The sequence below is a fragment of the Phytoactinopolyspora endophytica genome (assembly GCF_004138495.1).
Lineage (GTDB): Bacteria > Actinomycetota > Actinomycetes > Jiangellales > Jiangellaceae > Phytoactinopolyspora > Phytoactinopolyspora endophytica.
Genome location: NZ_ML142853.1, coordinates 75,824 through 93,654 on the forward strand (window position 1 = coordinate 75,824; position 17,831 = coordinate 93,654).

At 65.2% G+C, this 17,831-nt stretch carries 18 protein-coding genes and 2 pseudogenes; 10 read left to right on the plus strand and 10 right to left on the minus strand.

The annotated features are described in order from the left end of the window. Window positions 1-1,186, minus strand: a 1,186-nt coding sequence (locus ELR45_RS34995; RefSeq protein WP_165367677.1) for a hypothetical protein, incomplete at its 3' end; no start/stop codon positions are given. A 223-nt stretch (window positions 1,187-1,409) separates the two neighbouring features. Further along, window positions 1,410-2,060, minus strand: coding sequence for a TetR/AcrR family transcriptional regulator (locus ELR45_RS11135; RefSeq protein WP_205856404.1), 651 nt, complete (start codon window positions 2,058-2,060; stop codon window positions 1,410-1,412). 87 nt (window positions 2,061-2,147) lie between these two features. Between ELR45_RS11135 and ELR45_RS11140 the strand changes: the two genes are divergently transcribed. Beyond that, a complete protein-coding gene (locus ELR45_RS11140) occupies window positions 2,148-3,011 on the plus strand; it encodes an alpha/beta fold hydrolase (RefSeq protein WP_205856405.1) in 864 nt (287 codons plus the stop codon). Window positions 3,012-3,238: 227 nt separating this feature from the next. Here the strand turns inward: ELR45_RS11140 and ELR45_RS11150 are convergent, their stop codons facing one another. Then, the gene (locus tag ELR45_RS11150) at window positions 3,239-3,679 is read right to left on the minus strand and encodes an NUDIX hydrolase (protein WP_129665991.1); all 441 of its coding nucleotides are present in this window, start codon (window positions 3,677-3,679) and stop codon (window positions 3,239-3,241) included. 449 nt (window positions 3,680-4,128) lie between these two features. Here ELR45_RS11150 and ELR45_RS11155 point away from each other — a divergent pair, with 449 nt between their 5' ends. From ELR45_RS11155 to ELR45_RS11175, 5 genes and pseudogenes are all read left to right on the plus strand, one after another. Beyond that, window positions 4,129-5,823: a dihydroxy-acid dehydratase gene (locus ELR45_RS11155; RefSeq protein WP_129665993.1), complete on the plus strand. Its 1,695-nt coding sequence runs from the start codon at window positions 4,129-4,131 to the stop codon at window positions 5,821-5,823. 262 nt (window positions 5,824-6,085) lie between these two features. Then, window positions 6,086-6,557, plus strand: a pseudogene (locus tag ELR45_RS11160) (hemerythrin domain-containing protein). Between the two features lie 78 nt (window positions 6,558-6,635). Continuing rightward, on the plus strand, window positions 6,636-7,775 hold the full coding sequence (locus ELR45_RS11165) for a winged helix DNA-binding domain-containing protein (RefSeq protein ID WP_129665995.1): 1,140 nt from the start codon (window positions 6,636-6,638) through the stop codon (window positions 7,773-7,775). A gap of 103 nt (window positions 7,776-7,878) precedes the next feature. Then, window positions 7,879-8,715 carry an alpha/beta fold hydrolase gene (locus ELR45_RS11170; protein WP_129665997.1) on the plus strand — a complete coding sequence of 279 codons (837 nt, stop codon included), beginning with the start codon at window positions 7,879-7,881 and terminating at the stop codon, window positions 8,713-8,715. 47 nt (window positions 8,716-8,762) lie between these two features. Next, complete coding sequence (locus ELR45_RS11175) at window positions 8,763-9,353, plus strand: DinB family protein (protein WP_129665999.1); 591 nt, start codon at window positions 8,763-8,765, stop codon at window positions 9,351-9,353. 158 nt (window positions 9,354-9,511) lie between these two features. Here ELR45_RS11175 and ELR45_RS37490 read toward each other — a convergent pair whose 3' ends face one another. The 3 genes from ELR45_RS37490 to ELR45_RS11190 all read right to left on the minus strand — a co-directional run bounded on the left by ELR45_RS37490 (window position 9,512) and on the right by ELR45_RS11190 (window position 12,391). Continuing rightward, window positions 9,512-10,003 carry a hypothetical protein gene (locus tag ELR45_RS37490; RefSeq protein ID WP_205856407.1) on the minus strand — a complete coding sequence of 164 codons (492 nt, stop codon included), beginning with the start codon at window positions 10,001-10,003 and terminating at the stop codon, window positions 9,512-9,514. 849 nt (window positions 10,004-10,852) lie between these two features. After that, window positions 10,853-11,497: a GNAT family N-acetyltransferase gene (locus tag ELR45_RS11185; protein WP_205856408.1), complete on the minus strand. Its 645-nt coding sequence runs from the start codon at window positions 11,495-11,497 to the stop codon at window positions 10,853-10,855. A gap of 249 nt (window positions 11,498-11,746) precedes the next feature. Continuing rightward, on the minus strand, window positions 11,747-12,391 hold the full coding sequence (locus ELR45_RS11190; RefSeq protein ID WP_205856409.1) for an HAD family hydrolase: 645 nt from the start codon (window positions 12,389-12,391) through the stop codon (window positions 11,747-11,749). 164 nt (window positions 12,392-12,555) lie between these two features. On the opposite strand from ELR45_RS11190, the gene ELR45_RS11195 reads away from it, so the two are divergent. Beyond that, window positions 12,556-13,350, plus strand: a complete 795-nt coding sequence (locus tag ELR45_RS11195) for an inositol monophosphatase family protein (RefSeq protein WP_129666003.1) — start codon at window positions 12,556-12,558, stop codon at window positions 13,348-13,350. 103 nt (window positions 13,351-13,453) lie between these two features. Here ELR45_RS11195 and ELR45_RS11200 read toward each other — a convergent pair whose 3' ends face one another. Together ELR45_RS11200 and ELR45_RS11205 are read right to left on the minus strand one after the other, a co-directional pair. Further along, window positions 13,454-13,840 (minus strand): VOC family protein, encoded by a 387-nt coding sequence (locus ELR45_RS11200; protein WP_129666005.1) that lies wholly within the window; start codon window positions 13,838-13,840, stop codon window positions 13,454-13,456. Window positions 13,841-13,953: 113 nt separating this feature from the next. Next, on the minus strand, window positions 13,954-14,382 hold the full coding sequence (locus tag ELR45_RS11205; protein ID WP_129666007.1) for an MmcQ/YjbR family DNA-binding protein: 429 nt from the start codon (window positions 14,380-14,382) through the stop codon (window positions 13,954-13,956). 115 nt (window positions 14,383-14,497) lie between these two features. Between ELR45_RS11205 and ELR45_RS11210 the strand changes: the two genes are divergently transcribed. Both ELR45_RS11210 and ELR45_RS11215 read left to right on the plus strand, forming a co-directional pair. After that, complete coding sequence (locus ELR45_RS11210) at window positions 14,498-14,962, plus strand: group II truncated hemoglobin (RefSeq protein ID WP_129666009.1); 465 nt, start codon at window positions 14,498-14,500, stop codon at window positions 14,960-14,962. Between the two features lie 213 nt (window positions 14,963-15,175). Beyond that, entirely contained in the window at window positions 15,176-15,694 is a 519-nt protein-coding gene (locus ELR45_RS11215) for a GNAT family N-acetyltransferase (protein WP_165367678.1), read from the plus strand. 49 nt (window positions 15,695-15,743) lie between these two features. On the opposite strand, the gene ELR45_RS11220 is transcribed toward ELR45_RS11215, so the two are convergent. Then, a complete protein-coding gene (locus ELR45_RS11220; RefSeq protein ID WP_129666013.1) occupies window positions 15,744-16,259 on the minus strand; it encodes a metallophosphoesterase family protein in 516 nt (171 codons plus the stop codon). A gap of 179 nt (window positions 16,260-16,438) precedes the next feature. Here ELR45_RS11220 and ELR45_RS11225 point away from each other — a divergent pair, with 179 nt between their 5' ends. Then, window positions 16,439-16,954 carry a class I SAM-dependent methyltransferase gene (locus ELR45_RS11225; RefSeq protein WP_129666015.1) on the plus strand — a complete coding sequence of 172 codons (516 nt, stop codon included), beginning with the start codon at window positions 16,439-16,441 and terminating at the stop codon, window positions 16,952-16,954. 84 nt (window positions 16,955-17,038) lie between these two features. On the opposite strand, the pseudogene ELR45_RS11230 reads toward ELR45_RS11225, so the two are convergent. Continuing rightward, window positions 17,039-17,434, minus strand: a pseudogene (locus ELR45_RS11230) (YybH family protein); the annotation flags it as partial. Between the last annotated feature and the right edge of the window lie 397 nt (window positions 17,435-17,831).

Genomic DNA, 17,831 nt, shown 5'->3' on the forward strand with positions numbered 1-17,831 from the left:
CGCTACGGCACGCGGCTATGTGTGCGCGAAGGTCGGCAGGTACGTCGACGCCTCGCTTAGCCAGCACGGCCAGGATCGCTCGTGCCGCGCCCTCTGCCCTGCTCCGCTCGCGGAAGCGGTAGAGAAACTCCGATCTGACGTCATATGTCACCCTCACCATCCGAGCTTCCAACAGTGACCAGACGGTGTGAGGCAACGCCTCACCGAGGATGTCGGCGTACATAGCAGCACGGTTGAAGTCGACGGTGTCCAAGACGCACACCACCGCATCAAGCACCTCGCTATTCTTGATCGCGGCGCCGTACGCCATTGCAGACAAGATCACCAGTTCTGGGACGCGCCTGGACCGTTCGGCATCATTCACGGCTAGAACGGCCTCTGGCCTCAACACCGGCGGAGACAAGACAACGCAGCTCTCGCCTAGCCCGGCCAGCGCCTCGCGCGAACTCGAACCGAGCTCGTCGGCGCACGCCACCAATAACACCGCTGGACAATTCAACTGCGCCTGAACGGACGCCAGGTATCTCGACAAGATATTCGCTTCGCGCGTTGGCTCCAGGCCGCAATTCTGCCAGTAGAAATACACCGGCACGGCTAATACCGGCGCTCCCCACGCTCCGGACAACACGGCCGTGCGATCAGGGAATCGGAACGTAGGTTCATCGTTGCGCAGCGAGTCATCGTCGAAATGGCGGTAAGCCAACCGTGCATGCCGGAACTCGGGCACCGGCATACCAAATAGTTCGGAAATTAGATCCGCGGCAAGTGCTGGCCGGAACTCAAGCATATTCATCAAGCCGCCCCGCAGGATATCCGACGAGAAGGCGCCACTACCGACGTGCACATAGTCACATGGATCTAACTTGACAACGTCCTCATCATCATGGCCATCACCGCACTGGCCCATACTCGCAATTGACCCGCCAGAGTCCCGATCACCGAGTACATCATCTATGGATTCGGCAGTCATGGCACGCTCGAGCCAGACGCGGATCTGGCCCCTGTTGCTGCACTTGGTAATCCGTGATTCCGCTGATTCCGGCACTTCGATGCCACGGGCCTTCAGGATCTGCAAGAGTCCCTCAGCCATTCCTCGTGCCTTGGCCCCCGCCCACAGGAAGGCCTTAGACTCCATTTCCCACCTGGCATCCGACTTGAGCTTGAATTCATCGTTCAACGTGATCATCTATTACGACACCTCCGTCGCCGTCCCGGAACGCACCTTGCGCCTCCGGCACGATGATGTCGAGCCCGATCTCGCGACCCTGCTCCCGACGTCGCCCTTGCGCTCTCGGAAGCGCTAGGAATCATTGCAACAATGGCGCTAAGTCGATCGCTGAAACGCTTGCCACAAAAGGACTCATTCTCACCGCCCACGACGGCATATCCGTTCATCGTTATGGGCCTGCTCACCGATCCCGATCCGTTGGGACGGTCCGGCTTCGTTCTATGAGGGCAGTGACTGCTTTGCGTCCTCGATCGATCACGTGCCGGTCGCCGAAGAGAACGAAGTGGTAGTTGCTGAGCTCGAGACAGGCCTGCAGTTCAAAGGCCAGCTGGCTCGGGTCCAGGTCCGCCGCTATTTCACCTTGCCGCTGCGCCTTTCGAGTCTCATCCGCTAGCCCTTCCTGCCAGGCCCGCTCCCCTGCAAGCGCCAGGTCGTGGATGGGACCGGAGCGTGCGTCCATCTCCGCGAGCAGCGAGGCGAAGAAACAACCACCCGGAAAGACCGCCCGCTCCACGTAGCAGAGATAAGCATCAGCCAGGGCCCGAAGTCTGCTCGCCCCCTCGGGAGCATCGAGAGCAGGACGCATGACCTCACGCTCGAAGATGGCCCGCGCCTCGGCGACGGTCTCGAGCTGAAGTTGTGTCTTTGAGCCGAAGTGTGCGTACACGCCGCTCTTACTGACACCGAGCTCCTCGGCCAGGCGCCCGATCGTGAGCCCTTCAATACCCTCCACCGACGCGAGCCGGGCGGCGTGCTCCAGGATCACGCCGTGCGTGCGCTGGCCGTCGCTGCGTCGGCCACGCTCGGATCCCGCAGTATCTGGAATCGACACTTGACTAAAGATAGCACGAGCGTTCAGTCTAGAGTATAGATCGCACGGGCGTGCCAACTAAGCCGCCGCGACCCAAGGAGGTGCACCGTGTCTGATGAAATCCCCACCACGGCCCAGAGCGCGAGTACGGCGGGCATGCCAATACTGCGCGTAGAGGAAGCGGGCAGCGGACCTCCCCTCATTCTCGTCCACGGCAGCTGGGATGACCGACATGTGTGGGAGCTGGTCGTGGACAGCCTGACGCCGCACTTCCATGTGGTCACGTACGACCGACGTGGCCATACGGATAGCCACGATGGGCCCACACCCGGCACGCGGCACGACGACGAGGACGACCTGGCCGGACTGATCAACGATCTCGACCTGACACCGGCGAACGTGGTCGGCAACTCCTTCGGAGCATCCATCGCCCTCGGCCTGGCGGCACGACGGCCCGAACTGTTCAATTCGCTATGCGTACACGAGCCACCATTACTGACCCTTGCAGCCGACCAACCCGCCGTAGCGGAGGTCAGCGCCGCCCTGCACTCCGTGTGCCAGCTCATCGAGGGAGACAACACTGGCGCCGCTGCCCGCGACTTCGTCGAGAATGTGGCCCTCGGCCCAGGCGCATGGAAGGCCATGCCAGCGCAGGAGCGCGCCTCGATGATCACCAACGCACCCACCTTCGCCGGTGAGCAGCGCGATCCGGGCTGGGCCGACATCGACCTCGCCGCCTTGAGGGCCCTTGATCTCCCGGTCCTCCTCACTCAAGGCGACCAAAGCCCGCCGTTCTTCTCCACAGTCGTCACGCGACTAGCGACGACAATCCACACCGCACAAGTCGAGACATTGCCCGGAGCCGGGCACGTGCCACAAGCCACGCACCCCGCCGAATACGCCACGCTTGTGCACCGTTTCGCGGCCAGCGTCATCGCCGGGCAACTGCGAGCATCAACGTCGGAGCGGTAGCGAGCCCAAACATGTGTCCGTCTTCTGTTCGGACTGCGGCTCCCATGGTGTGCACGCCATCCTCGTCTGCGCCGGCATCAGTATTCGCATCGATCGTGATGCGCGCGAGTTCGACGAGTTCCCACTCGACGGCGGTGAGCTCACGAGCGGATGTGGGGAAAGACATGCAAGGCATTGTGGCACCCGCAGCGTCGTCATCCACTCCTTCTCCCGGGGCTCGACAGTCTTTAGCCTGGCCTATTCGCTACGCTCAGCGCGACGTCAACGATGTCCGCCCGGGGTTGCCGCGTGACGACGTCGCCGATCGGCATCCACGTCGCGAAGTCCGTCGAACCACCAACCTCGGTGGTGCCGAGCGTTCCACCAGTCACGGTGGCGGCGAACAACATCCGGACGGACTTGTAAGGGCGACCATGACGTCCGTCGGGAGTCGTGAAGCTGTGCGACCCCAGCGGAGCGCCCACAGCGACGACGTAACCCGTCTCCTCGAACACTTCGCGAGCGACCGCATCTTCGAGGGACTCCTCATATTCGACGCCGCCGCCGGGCAACGACCAGCACGGGTCCCCATGCCTTTGACCGTTGTACCAGGTGAGCAGCATTCGATCAGTTTCGTCCACGATGACGGCGTAGGCGGCGAGTCGCGTGTCGTACTCCGTGAAATCCACAAGCCAACGCTACTGAACCACGGATCTCGTGGAACGAGAGTTCACCGGACGCAGCTCACCGGCGACCGCCATGCGCGCCGGCCCGAACAGTGTCGACGTTCCAGAAGGAGGATTCGTTGACGACGACGGTCACCTCCCCATGATCATCAACGGGCAGACCGGCCATACTGCGGCCAACGGTTGATGATCATGGGAAATCATGGCGACAGCTCCGGAGACCCCAAGACAGCGAACGACATTGCGGTCGTCTCCACGACCACAATGCATGCTCTTGTCGTGAATGGCCGGGCTCCCACTATCCGGAAAACCCTCTTGCCAGTCCTTCTCGTCAGTGGAAGCGTCCCCGAGCAACTACACCATCGGCTGTGCTGTGCCGAACGCTAGGGCAGTGCCGATCGGTGGAGCCGCGCCTGACCGAGACCGTCACCGACGACGACCGAGGAGAACGTATGAAGCTGCGCAGCAACTTTCCCGCGAACAGTGCGCACGCCGTGACCCGCCGCGCACAGTGGGTGTCGCTCGGGATCGATCCTGCGGAGCTGGAGCGCCCGAAGGTGGCGATCGTCAACACCTCGAACGACCTCGCGGCATGCTTCGCCCACCTCGACGACATCGTCGTCGTGCTCAAGGAAGAGCTGCATGCGCTCGGGATGCTGCCCTTCGAGATCCGCACGGCAGCACCCTCGGACTTCATCACCAACGCCGGTCGCGGAGGCCGCTACGTCCTGACCGCCCGAGACGTCATGGTCAACGACATCGAGGTCATGGTGGAAGGCGCACAGCTCGACGCCATGATCTGCCTGAGCTCGTGTGACAAGACCACCCCCGCACACCTCATGGCGGCCGGCCGGCTTAACGTGCCCACGGTCATCGTGCCGTGCGGATACCAGCGCAGTGGCCTCTCCGAAGGCGGTGAATCCGACGTCGAGGAGGTCTTCCTCCGCGCCGCACAGCAGGCCCTCGACGGCAAGGTCGACGAGTCCCTGACCCGCCTCGCCGACGGCGCCATCCGCGGCCCGGGGGTGTGCTCCGGCCTCGCCACCGCGAACTCCATGCACATGGCCGCCGAGGCTCTCGGCATGGCGGTCACCGGGGCGGCGCCCGTCCGGGCTACCAGCGACCGGATGTGGGACAACGTCCGTCGGGCCGCACGCGCGATCACGAGCCTGGTTGAACGTGAGGTGCGCCCCCGAGACATCATCACCGCGGGTTCGATCACCAACGCGGTCCGGACGATGCTCGCCGTCGGCGGATCGATCAACACGGTCAAGCATCTTCAGGCTGTCGCCGTCGAGGCAGGCCTAGACGTCGACGTCTGGGACGCCTACCGAGTCCTCGGCCGCGAGACACCGACGCTCTGCTCCATCCGCCCGAACGGCCCGCACCTCATCGAGGCGCTCGAGGACGCCGGCGGCGCCGCGACTGTGCTGCACGAGCTCCTCCCCCTGCTCGACGGGGAACAGCTCACCGTCGACGGGGGCACCATCAAGCAGAACGCCACCGCGGCCCGCCCCGGCGACGGCACCGTCATCCGCAGTCTCGACGGTCCCTTCTCGACAGACCCGTCGATCGTGGTCCTGCGTGGCACACTCGCCAAGGAAGGCGCCGTCGTCAAACGCCCCATCCCCGACCCCGGCCCGCGTCGATTCCGCGGCCCGGCCAAGATCTTCCACTCCCGCGAAGAAGGCGTCGCGGCCGTGGTCGACGGCAAAATCGAAGCCGGGGACGTCACGATCATCCGCGGCATCGGGGTCACCGGCGGCCCAGCCATGGGAATGATCTCGGCGTTCATCTTCGCCCTCGACGGCCGCGGCCTCGCCTCCTCGGTCGCCGTCATCACCGATGGCCAGATGAGCGGCCTGGTCAACCACGGAATCGGAGTCGGCGAAGTCTCTCCCGAAGCCGCCGGTGGCGGCGCCCTCGGACTCATCCAAGACGGCGACCTCATCGAGATCGACCTCGAAGAAGGTCGCCTCGACGTCCTCGTCGACCCCGACGAGCTGGCCGCCAGACCACCGTTCGTCCCGCAGGAACAGGTCGAGACCAACGGTGTCCTCGACCAGTACCGCGCCACCGTCCAATCACTCGCCTGCGGCGCCGTCCTCTGCGCCCGCCCCGGCCCGACCCCAGCGCAGGCCCAATGAACCGTCGCCGCCCGACGATTCCGCCTGGAGGAGGGCCGCCTGCGCAACTTCCTCACCACCGAGACCGGCCCTTCGGACGCCGTCGTGCTCTCTCGGCTGCTCGGCTGAAGCGCGACACCCTTGTGCGGGGCAGCCGTCCTTGCACGCTTCCAGGTAGCGTAGGCCGCAGCGTCGCGTGTCGGTGGCAGACCGTGTCAGGCATGGAGGCGCCGGACTGAAGGGAGCATGACGATGATGATCGTCGTCCCTTCGCCCTTCACCTGTGAGTGAGGGCGAGAAGACCAGGCTCGTTGCCTGGAGCAAAGAGCTGCGCGCCGTCCACGACAGGCTGCGCGAAGCACTGACCGTGACCAGGCAGGCCCTGGCAGCCCGATGAGCCGGCAGAACGTGCGACCAGAGACCTGTTGCTGTTCTGTCACGGGTTCTGCACCGCCCTGACCGCCCACCACGAGGGCGAAGACCGTGCCCTGTTCCCAGCGATCGTCGAGCAGCACCCCGAGCTGCGCGAGACGCTGCACTACCTGCAGCAGGACCACTCGATGATCGCGCATCTGCTGGCCGATCTGCAGGCCGCCGTGGCCCGGGCCGCCCCGCCCGCCGGGCTGGACCGGCACCTGGAGGGTGTGGCGGCGATCATGGAGTCGCATTTCAGGTACGAGGAACGCCAGCTCCTGACTGTGCTGGAGAGCTTGGCGCTGAACGCCGATCCCCACGCCGTGCTGGGGCCCTTGTGAGTCCCCCAGCGCCGGGGAAGGACCCTGCACACCGCCCTTGTGAGTGGCGGAGTTTCCGGACGACGGGATAATGCCGGAATGAAGATCACCGCCCGAGAGCTCAACCGGGCGACGCTCGACCGGCAACTGCTGCTGGGGCGGGAGCCGCTCGACGTCGTTGACGCCGTTCGTCGTGTAGTCGCCTTGCAGGGGCAGCAGGCGGCCTCGCCGTATATCGCGTTGTGGAACCGGCTCTCGGCCTTCGATCCCGCCAAGCTCGACGCCGCCTTCGCCGACCGAACGCTAGTCAAAGCCACGCTGATGCGGATCACATTGCACGTCGTGCATGCCGACGATCACCGGGCCATGCACACGGCCATGCAGCCGACGTTGCGCGGAGCCAGACTCGGCGACCGTCGCTTCACCTCCAGCGGCCTGACCGTCGCCGACGCCGACGCGCTGGTGCCGGACCTGCTAGATTTCGCGGGCCAACCTCGCACAGCGGCCGAGTTCGAGGCATGGCTCGACGCCCGGCTCGGCGTCCCGACGAAAGGCGTGTGGTGGGCTCTGAGGTCGTACGCGCCGCTGCTGCACGCACCTACCGGCGCGCCCTGGTCGTTCGGCACCCGGCCGTCGTACGTCGCAGCGGGCGCGGGACCGGCACCCACGGGAAGGGAAGCGGCTGACGAGTTCCTACCGGAACTGGTCTATCGCTACCTGGAAGGGTTCGGCCCCGCATCCGTCGCCGATGTTGCGCAGTTCGCCCTAGTCCAACGCTCACGGGCACGCGACGCGCTTCGCGCCCTCTTCGGAACTTTGGAGCAACTGGAAGGTCCCGACGGCACGGAGCTGTTCGACGTCCCCGGCGCTTCCCGACCGGCGGAGGACACACCGGCCCCTCCTCGGCTCATGGCCATGTGGGACAGCGTCCTGCTCGCCTACTTCGACCGAAGCCGCGTCATTCCGCCCGACTACCGAAAGCTGGTTATCCGGTCAAACGGGGATGTGCTGCCGGCTCTCCTCGTCGATGGCTACGTTGCCGGTGTGTGGCGCCCCGTCGAGGGAGGAGTCGAAGCCACCGCCTTCCACCCGCTGTCCGACGAAGCATGGGCGGGACTCGCCGACGAGGCCAGGGCGCTGGTGGCGTTCCTGGCCGACCGCGAACCGCAGGTCTACCGTCGCTACGACCGCTGGTGGGCCGAACTGCCCAGCGCCGAGGTCCACGTGCTACCCGGGTAGATGAGCTGGGGACCGGGTCCTAGTCTCCCAGGTCGATCACTTGAGCGCGCTGGGAAGCGGTGACAGTATGGGCCGCGGCCAAGGCGAGGCGAGGAGACAGCAGATGACCGAGCAGACGAGCGCGGCACCGCAGACCAGCCCGGAGCCGGAGACGGGGTACGCGCCGGTGAACGGGCTGCGGATGTACTACGAGATCCACGGCTCAGGCGGGATACCGCTGCTCCTGCTGCACGGCGGCCTGTTCAACATCGATCTGCAGTTCGGCGAGCTCATTCCCAGCCTGGCACAGACTCGGCAGGTCATCGCCGCGGACTTCCAAGCACACGGGCGAACCGGTGACATCGATCGCCCGCTGGGCACCGAAAACCTGGCATCTGACGTGGTGGAGCTGCTCCGGCATCTGGGTATCGCGCAGGCCGACGTGTTCGGATTCAGCGTCGGCGGCGCGGTGGCGTTGCATCTAGCGGTCAAGCACCCGGAGCTGGTCCGCAAGCTGATCGCCTCGTCCGTGTCGTTCCATCCGGACGGGGACCGGCCAGAGAACACCGAGGCTGTCGGCGAGCTGACCGTCGACATGATCGCCGGCATGCCGATGGAGCAGGACTACCTGGCTAAGTCGCCCAACCCGGACAAACTGCAGGATCTGCTGGACAAGCTGGGGGCATACGACAAGGGCTCCACCGGCTGGTCCGACGACGAGATCAAAGGCATCACCGCGCCGACGTTGATCACTGTGGGCGACTGCGATGCCGTAACCCTCGAACACGCCGTCCGCTTCCTGCAGCTACGCGGCGGCGACGTCAACGGCGACTTCGTCGGCGTCCCGGCCTCGCAGCTGGCAGTCTTCCCCGGCACCACACACTTCTTCGGACTCAGCCGCACCGCGCTCGTCCTTGACGTCGTGAACACATTCCTCGACGCGCCCGAGCCTGCCGCCTAAACCGCGCAGGTCACATCACGATCCGTACGTGTGGCACGCTTCTTGGCATGACTTCTCCGGAACCGAAGGCGGAACTTCAGCGATATCTGCAGGCAGCACGTGACGCCCTGGTGTGGAAGCTCGAAGGGCTCTCCGAGTACGACGTTCGTCGCCCACTTACGCGGACCGGCACGAACCTCCTCGGATTGGTCAAGCACGTGGCGACCACCGAGTCCGGCTATCTCGGTGACATCTTCGGACGGCCGTTCCCCGAACCGCGGCCCTGGATCGAGGAGGGCGCCGAGCCCAATGACGACATGTGGGCCACCGCCGCCGAATCACGCGAGCAGATTGTCGGCCTGTACCACCGCGTGTGGGAGCACTCGGACGCCACGATCGCCGTTCTCCCCCTCGATGCGCTTGGCAACGTGCCCTGGTGGCCGGCGGATCGCCGGGAGGCGACGCTGCACCGAATCCTGGTGCACGTGATCGCCGAGACGAATCGCCATGCCGGCCATGCCGACATCGTGCGCGAGCTGATCGACGGAGCCGCCGGGCTGCGGGAAAGCTACGACAACCTGCCGCCCGTAGACCAGAAGTGGTGGGAAGGCTACCGTGAGCGTCTCGAGCGGGTCGCGCGGGAAGCGGCCGAGTCCTGAGGCCCAGGCCGCGATGTCGGCTTCCGTTCGGCTCTCCTGGCTCCGATACCAGCGAACGACATTGTGGTCGTCCCGACGACCACAATGCATGCTCTTGTCACGGCGCTTGACGACCGTCCCGGGTCGTGCACACGCACTTCGACGATTGGGTCGTCTTACTACAGCGAAACGTCCAGGTCCAGGCCAGGCAATTCCAGTCCGAGCCCGGGCAGCTCCAATCCTGGCAACTCCAACTCCAGCCCCAGATCCGGTGACTCGGGTTCCGGCTCAGGCTCGGGTTCCGGTTCAGGCTCCGGCTCAGGCTCGGGTTCCGGTTCCGGCTCCGGCTCCGGTTCCGGCTCAGGCTCCGGCTCCGGTTCAGAGTCAGGCGGTTCGGGCTCGGGTTCCGGATCAGACTCTGGCGGATCTGGTGACTCGGGCGTCGGCGACTCTGGCTCCGGCCCGGGCGAGTCACCGTCGGGTTCCCGTTCCGGTGTAGCTCCCGGTCCCTCCGGCGAATTCCGCTCCCGTTCCGGTGCGTTCGCACCGGGATCCCGCGCCATCGTTTCGCCGGACTCGTCATCAGACCTGCCGTTCGACGCACCAGTGGGAACGTCCGCGGGTGTGGCGGACGACGGCTCGGCCGCTGCCGTCTCAGAGTCACCGGCCACATCCCGGGGACCGGGAGTGTCGTCCTCCGTGGGCGTGCCTTCAGGCGCGGGCGCACCTTCACCGGCGGAGGTAAGGCCAGACGCAAGCGGCGTGCGGTTCGTCTCGTGTGCGTTTCCATCAGCCTGTTCACTTCGTGAGTCTGAGGGCCACTGGCCGACGGAACCAGTTACGGCCAGCGGTAGCGCAACGACCGCGACAAGGCCCGCGAGCTTAGACGGATTGCGTGCGAACAACCGCCGCCGGTCCCCCGAAGCTGTGCGACCTGCCTTCAAGCGCCCGTTGGCCTGGTTCCCTGGGCTCACACCGTCGCCCGCGCCATGAGACAGCATTAACGCTGGCGCCGAGACATGCGGAGTCTTCGGAGATGGCTCACGGCGTAATGCGGTAACCGTCCCATCGGGCGCGAATCGATGTAGCGTCTGATGTCCGCTGGGATAGAGCGTGACCACGGTGATGGCACGTTCGCGGTCACGTACCCGGTCCATCAAGGCGCGGAGAGCCTCAGCGTTCGTCGCGGTCTCAACGACAGGGTCGTAACCGTCTCCGACAAAGAGCGTGACGCCGCCGTCGCCGTCAACGACGATTCTGGCGTCGGCCGCATTGTTGTCAGCCACAGCTGCCCCCCGGTAGCCGCCGATTATGTGTTCACGCAACCACGCGGGACGATATGCGACTTTCGTCCGCTTGTATACCCCTCAGCGCTGGCGGGCTCGGGAGCGAGGCATCGCCCCGAGCCCGGATGGCAGGAACGCCCGCCGACGCTGCACTGGGTGATCAGGTCAGCGACGGCGCTCCTCCTCCCGTCAAATCCCGACCGTTCCGGGTGGTGCATACGCGCTGTGAGCCGTTCAGGCGTTCTTCCAGGCTGAACGTCGGTCGACGTCGAAGCCAGCGCGGGCCAGGTTGGCTGCGCTCACGGAGTCAGGGACTACCGTCGCAGCCGCCAACGTGCAATCCGCTTCGACCGCCAGCCGGAGGCGATGCGCAAGCAAGCATGATTGAGCCCCCTTTCCTCGATGTTCTCGCAACGTCGAAGCACCTCCCAAGACGGCCACGTCGTCATGGAAGGTCATGGCCGCTGCCGCGATCGGAATGCCGTGCTCGAAGGCCACGAATCCTCGCACTGCGCGGAGACAATGTTCAGCCTCGATGAGCGCCGATATTGCTCCGTCGGTCTCATACCCTCCGAGTAAGACGTGGAGAAAGTCGGCTCTCTCTGCGCCGACCTCCACGACGTGCAGCCGCTCCTCCGCGACCCGTCCGGAAGGATGGTCATCAAGGCGCCGGAAGGCCAGCCCGCGATCCCTGCCTCGCGTCAAACCTGCAGCCAGCAACTGTGCTTCCGCGTCCTCGTCAAGCTCGAACGGAGCCACCAGCGTCGGCGTGACACCGTTCCAGATCGGCGCACTCGCGAGGTCGATTGCGTCCGGCACGGTACTTCGATCGGTCCCGAACACGATCGACAGGTAGCTCAAGGCTGGGTCTGTGACCATAACCGCCTTGAGGCCGGCGTGGTCCCATGCCTGGAAGTCGCCTGGCACGCCAGCGCTCGCCGCTGCGTCGCATGCCAGGCCAAATCGGCGATGAAGCGCAGTCTCCGCTCTCCATATATCCAGCGTCACAGCTCAGATGTTCTCACCTCAGCGGAGATCATGTGCATCCGCGCCGCCATCTGCGAGCACCCGCCGGCACGCGGCCAAGGAAGGCTACTTGACTGAAGCGGTGAGGACGCAGGACCTGTCCTAGAAGAACGCCAGGATTTCGTCAATCGCCGCGATGGAGGCGACACCCTCTGCGGGTCTCCCATCTCGACAGACAGCGCGTCCCTGGTAGCCGAGTTCAATGGCAGCCGCCACAAGCCCAGGGTCGTCGTCAACGAACAAGCACTCTGCGGGCGTCAGCCCAAGCGCCTCGCTCGCGTGCTGATACATCCGCGGGTCCGGCTTGTTACAGCCCAGCTCCGCAGAGATCGCGTACGCCTCGAAGAACGTGTGCAGGCCGAGCCCCGCATGCAACTCTCGCAAGTCCGGCCAGGCATCGGAGACGACCGCCATGCGCACACCGCGTGCTCTGAGCTCCTGAAGTGTGGGCTTGACCTCAGGGAACGTCTCCAAGATAACGGCCGGCTCCACAGGGCGCTGCAACTCGTCCAGAAGCTCCCTCGTGGCCTCGATCCCGAGGTGGCGCAGAACCACCCGGTGGTACTGCTCATAGTCGGGTGTTTCATCTGCCTCGTCGAGGAACCGCTGCCCGGCGGCGATACCCGGCGCGAACTGTTCTGAGCTAAAGGAGGGGACGTGCGAAAGGACGACCTGCTCGAAGTCCGCTCGGGGGTTCCACCGTCCGCCGATGGGTTGCATGAGCACGCCGCCGGAATCAAAAAGCACAGCCTTCAGAATCATGCGGCTGAGTCTTACCCCCATGCCACAACCTTGTCGAACTGGCTCATCTGGGCAGGCGCCAAATGACAACGAGAACTCGAAATCATCCTCGATGCGCTGCTCCTTCACCCTGCAGGAACCCGTGGTCCAGTCGCTGTTAGGGTCGGCGCATGCTGTCCGACTCGGAGCTCGCTGTAGCCGCGGCGGAAGCGGGGGCGTCAGTGGCACGAGAACGATACGGCAAGCCCTTCGCTCGCTTCGAAAAGTTGGCGATGGACTTTGCGACCGACGTCGACCTCGCGGCCGAGAAGGCCGTCACCGCTGTGCTCCGTGTCGCGCGTCCGACCGATGGCATCGAGGGTGAAGAACTCGGAACAGTAGGAACCGAGTCGGCTGATCGTACGTGGCTGGTTGATCCAATTTGCGGAACCCTGAACTTCGCCGCGCAGACCCCCCTCTTGGCCGTGAACGTAGCTCTCTGTACCGACGACCACGTCGCGGTGGCCGCCTCGGCCGATCCGCTCGCTGACGAGGTGTTCTGGACCGACGGACGACACGCATATGTCCGCCGGGCTGGTGCCGACGAACAGCTCACCCCGTCGCCGAGTTCGCGTCTGGTTGACGTCAATCTCGACCCGCCGTTTCCGAACGGTGATCGGTTCCGCGCGGTTCGGATGCTTGCCGACTCGGCGTTCGTCGACCGTTTCCGGCCGCGCGTCGTGTCCACGTCTTTGGCCGTCGCGTGGGTAGCGGCCGGTCGGCGCGCAGCCTATGTCACGGACGGGCATATGCGCGGCAGCGTGCATTTCTCTAGTGGCATCGCGCTGTGTGAGGCCGCCGGTTGCATCGTTACCGGCCTGCGCGGGGAAGCCGTTCATACGGGCGTCGGCGGTCTGGTTGTCGCAGCGGACGAAGAGACACACTCCGCACTCATCACGATCATCGATCAACAGTTCACGACGTAGCCGTAGCGGCGGGTACGTCGTTCGGGTGGGCAGCCGTCGTCGCTGGTTTGCGCCGTGGATTCCACTACCGGGGCAAGATCCGGCGCTTGGTGCCTGGCAGGAGCTAGGAGCCGCTGCCGTAGGGGCGGGTGATGATCTCCAGATTGTGACCGTTGAGGTCCTCGAAGTACGCGCCCCGGCCGCCGTCGTTGTGGTTGATCTGGCCGGGTCTCTGGTGGCCCGGATCGGCGTAGTAGGTGATGCCCGACTGCTGGATCCGCCCGAAGATCTCGTCGAACTCCGCTTCGGACACGAGAAACGCATAATGCTGCGAGGTGATCTCGTCGTCGTCGCTGTCCATGAAATCCAACGTGACGCCGTTGCTGACCTCCACCGGCAGGAACGGCCCGAGCGGCGGCCCGACCTCCAGGCCAAGGACGCCGGCCACGAACTCGGCGGCCTGCCTCTTGTCTCGCGCATGCACAATCGTGTGGTTGAGCTCGATGGACATCAAAGCACTCCTCCAGGGTCCTAGGCCTGACCAGTTCCGGTGTCCATGTCTGACAACCTACGCGGAGCGGCGCTCGCGGGAAACGGTCGAAGTGCGAACATTTCGATCCGCGGCTATGGACGAGGCGGATGGGCCTTGAGCCACGCATCGCCTCTGCGTTTCGACGCACGCGACAACCAGGCGTCCTGCACATGTTCTGCGACCTCTTCTCGCGTCAGCTCAGCGACACGATTGGCGCGTAGCAGCACGGACTTGTGACCGTCGAAGTGCGACGTGGTGAAGAACGGCGTCGTCTCGTCCTGGACCAGCGCCTGTTTGTCCGCCTCGGACGCCACCCAGAAGACGATCACATCGGTGTAGCGCTCCCCTGTCTCCGAATCGACTGCGTCCGGCCGCGGATTGCGGAAGAAGATGAACGACTTGCCGCCCACCTGGTACACGGGGTTGTCACTGGTCACGTACTCGACGGTGACGTGCGGCATGGCTAGGGCCAGCTCGTGGACGTCCTCGACCCGAGCAGGCCGGCTCCCGTCATACGACATGACCTCAGCGTACGACTGGGGTCTTGCCGATGGATGTTCTGCGCTCGGAACGACTTCGCGGGACATCTCGCACATGGGGCTAGTGCCAACCGACTCCGTGTGCGACGCTCGCAGCATGAGTCGGCCCACGCTGTACGAGTTCGCCGGGGGCGAGTCGGCCATCCTCGCGCTGGCCATTGCGCACCACAAGCGGTGCCTCGAGGATCCTGAGCTGAACCACCCGTTCTCACACCCCGATCAGCATCCCCAACACGTCGAACGCCTCGCCGCTTACTGGGCAGAGGTCCTGGGTGGGCCGCCACGCTTTTCCGAAACATGCGGCGACCAGTCGACGGTGCTGACGCTGCACTCAGGCCATGGCGATATGAGCGATCTGGGCCGTCGGTTCGTCGAGTGCTTCACGCTCGCTGCCGATGACGCCGGGCTGCCCGACGAGCCCGAGTTCCGCGCCGCGCTACGTGCTTACATGGAGTGGGCCGTGGGCGACATGCTGCGCTACCCGGATTCAGACGCAGCCGTACCGCCGGCCATGCGCGTGCCCCGCTGGTCCTGGGAAGGCCTCCAAAGCGAGCCCGCCTGAGACCATGGCCACGGCGCTGAACACGTGACCGTTCACACGGTACGGGAACAGACGAGAACCGTGACGCCGCCAATACAGTGCCCGCCACCGCCAAGGCTGGGCAGTTCGAGCACGCCGTCATGCCGAGCGATGCCCGCAGCACGGCCGTGCTGGCCTGTCCGGGTCAGCGATATTGATTGGAGCCCGAACCGTTCGGTCCGCGACCATGTAGCGGTGGAGTACAACGTGCGCAGGATCGGGACCGAGGAGTGGCGCGAGTACCGCGAGCTCCGGCTGGAAGGGCTGAAGGACTCGCCACTGGCCTTCGTCGAGCAGTACGACGACGCGCAGCAGCGCCCCGATCAGTTCTGGCGAGACCGAGTCGCGCGTGGCGCCGCCGGGAACACATCGTGCACGTTCGTCACCGTCAGCTCCGATCAATTCGTGGGCATGGCCAGCTGCTTCGTCGAACCCGAGTTCACGGACCACATCTCGGCCCACGTCGTCGGGGTCTACGTCACACCGCAGTTCCGTGGGAACGGATCCGCGATGGCGCTCGTCTCCGCGGTGATCCGCTGGGCGCTGGACGACGCCCGCGCAGACCGGATACGGCTGTTCGTTATGGAGACGAATGAGCGGGCGACGGCTTTCTATCGGAGTATCGGTTTCTCACCCACCGGCACGACGATGGCGTACCCGCCCGACCCGTCGTTCACCGAGTACGAGATGGAGTATCGTGCGCCGGCCATGTGACGTCTATGGCGACCGCGGTGGTCATGAAGTCCTGTTGTAGGTGCGCGCGTCATGTGCCGTGCCGCGGCAGCCGGTGCAGCGTGACGTCGTCTAGATGCCCGTCGACCGCGACGGCGGTCATATAAGTGCAGAACGGCTCACGACGCCGGTCCGTCGGCGATCCCGGGTTCAGCAGCCGCAAGCCAGAGGGCGCGGTGGTATCCCACGGTATGTGACTGTGCCCGAACACCAGGACGTCGTCGTCGGGAAACTGAGCGGCGCACCGCTCATCGCGACCCTTGGCGGCTCCCGTCTCGTGGATGACCACAACGCGCACTCCCCCGATCGTCGCCCGCGCCACCTCGGGCAGCCGCCGACGAAGCTCCGGTCCGTCGTTGTTGCCATAGACCCCGACCAACTGCGTCGCTCGCGCCTCGATCTCATCCAACAGCGACGCGTCGACCCAGTCGCCCGCATGGATCACCACGTCGGCGCTCTCGACCGCCTGCCACAATTCCGCAGGCATGTCACCAGCCCTCTTCGGGACATGGGTATCCGCGATGATCACCAACCGTCGGCTGTCCATCACACGACGATAGCCACTGATTGGAACGTGCGGGCATGCCCGGGCCAGACAGCGCGCTGGTCTGAGACCGGCCCTCGACCGAGGCCACCCAAGGGCGTCATCGAGGTGGCAAATGTTGACATCATCCGGCAGGAGACCAGGGCTACGATGTCCACCCTTATAGAGAGGACAGGGCACCGATGACTCCTGAGCGCCATCGCTGGACCGTTGATCAACTCGACCTCACGGGAACGGAGAGAGTCCTCGAGTTCGGTGGCGGACCTGGGGTCGCGACCGGGCTCGTCTGCGACCGGCTCACGACAGGTTCCGTTCTCGCCATCGACCGATCAGCGGTCGCCGTCCGCAGAACATCCGAGCGAAACAGCGCGCACATCGCCTGCGGCCGGCTCACCGTCCGGCAATGTTCGATCGCCGATCTCGACGTGCCCGCCGGTTCCATCGACGTCGCTTTCGGGATCAACGTGAACGTGTTCTGGACGACGTCGGCTGTCGCCGAGCTGGCGGCGCTCAGCCACGCGCTCGTTCCGGGCGGCCGACTGCTCATCGCCTACGGCAGCGGCCCCAAGGATCCGGGCAACCGTGACGCCATCTCCATGGTGCTCAGCACCGTCGAGGCCGGGCCGTTCGAACGCCGCACGGTGCTGCGGGACTCCCACAGCGCAGCCGTGCTGGCGCATCGAGGTCGGATCGAGTAACGGGCATCGGCCATGAGGCCCACCTATATGGACATGGTCTTTCCCGCCGACAGACATTCCCGCAAGACGACAGGGCGTCGGTCAGTCCTTGAGCGGGAACGAGTGGTGCTCGTGGGTGACGAGCCAATGCCCGGCTTCCTTGCGCAGTCCGATTGTCAGTCGCAGCCGGTTCGCCGGATCCCGCTGCAGTTCTTCCGGCGTCCCACAGCGAAGCAACGCGTATGCGAACGCAACGTCGTCACCCACGGTGACGTCGAGCGAGACGATCTCGAACGACGCGCCTTGCCTTTGCCATGCAAAGAACGGAGGCCACGTCTCGCGGTACGCGTCGATGCCACGCACCCCCTCGTCCGGCGGCGGAACGTCGAACATGACGATGTCGTCGGCGTGATCGGCGAGGACCGTGTCAAGGTCGCCCTCGTGGACCGCCGTCGCCCAGCGTTCGATCAGTGAGCGTATCTGTGCCTCGTCGTCGGCCACGGTTCTACTCCCTTCGCGATGCGCTCGTCGGCGCATGGTTCCATCTCGTACGTAGAGGTGGACCGCCGCGGCCGCCGCAATTCATCGGTCCCTTCGCCCTGGCGTGAACAAGCATGCCTGGCGCTTGGCAGGGGATCAACGCACTTGGCATCGCGACTGAGCCGGGAGGGTCGTATCCCGAGTCCGCCCGCTGTTCCACGTGCCAGTCTGGAGCGTCCAGGCCTGCGCTGCCCGTTGACCGACATGGGAGCGCAGTGTCAACGTACTGCTCTCGTGATCAACAGCGGTAGCAGCAGGTTCCATAGTTCCTGCGTGGCTGCACTGATCTGGCCGTGAATTGCGATCTCGGAATCAAGTGCGCCCAGGATTGCCGCGACCTCTCGCTGAACGGAAAGGG

Coding starts and splice junctions, on each gene's coding strand:
- ELR45_RS11155 (WP_129665993.1), top strand. CDS start 4,129: ATGAAGCTGCGCAGCAACTTTCCCGCGAACAGTGCGCACGCCGTGACC.
- ELR45_RS11165 (WP_129665995.1), top strand. CDS start 6,636: ATGAAGATCACCGCCCGAGAGCTCAACCGGGCGACGCTCGACCGGCAA.
- ELR45_RS11170 (WP_129665997.1), top strand. CDS start 7,879: ATGACCGAGCAGACGAGCGCGGCACCGCAGACCAGCCCGGAGCCGGAG.
- ELR45_RS11175 (WP_129665999.1), top strand. CDS start 8,763: ATGACTTCTCCGGAACCGAAGGCGGAACTTCAGCGATATCTGCAGGCA.
- ELR45_RS11185 (WP_205856408.1), bottom strand. CDS start 11,497: ATGGTCACAGACCCAGCCTTGAGCTACCTGTCGATCGTGTTCGGGACC.
- ELR45_RS11195 (WP_129666003.1), top strand. CDS start 12,556: ATGCTGTCCGACTCGGAGCTCGCTGTAGCCGCGGCGGAAGCGGGGGCG.
- ELR45_RS11200 (WP_129666005.1), bottom strand. CDS start 13,840: ATGTCCATCGAGCTCAACCACACGATTGTGCATGCGCGAGACAAGAGG.
- ELR45_RS11205 (WP_129666007.1), bottom strand. CDS start 14,382: ATGTCGTATGACGGGAGCCGGCCTGCTCGGGTCGAGGACGTCCACGAG.
- ELR45_RS11210 (WP_129666009.1), top strand. CDS start 14,498: ATGAGTCGGCCCACGCTGTACGAGTTCGCCGGGGGCGAGTCGGCCATC.
- ELR45_RS11220 (WP_129666013.1), bottom strand. CDS start 16,259: ATGGACAGCCGACGGTTGGTGATCATCGCGGATACCCATGTCCCGAAG.
- ELR45_RS11225 (WP_129666015.1), top strand. CDS start 16,439: ATGACTCCTGAGCGCCATCGCTGGACCGTTGATCAACTCGACCTCACG.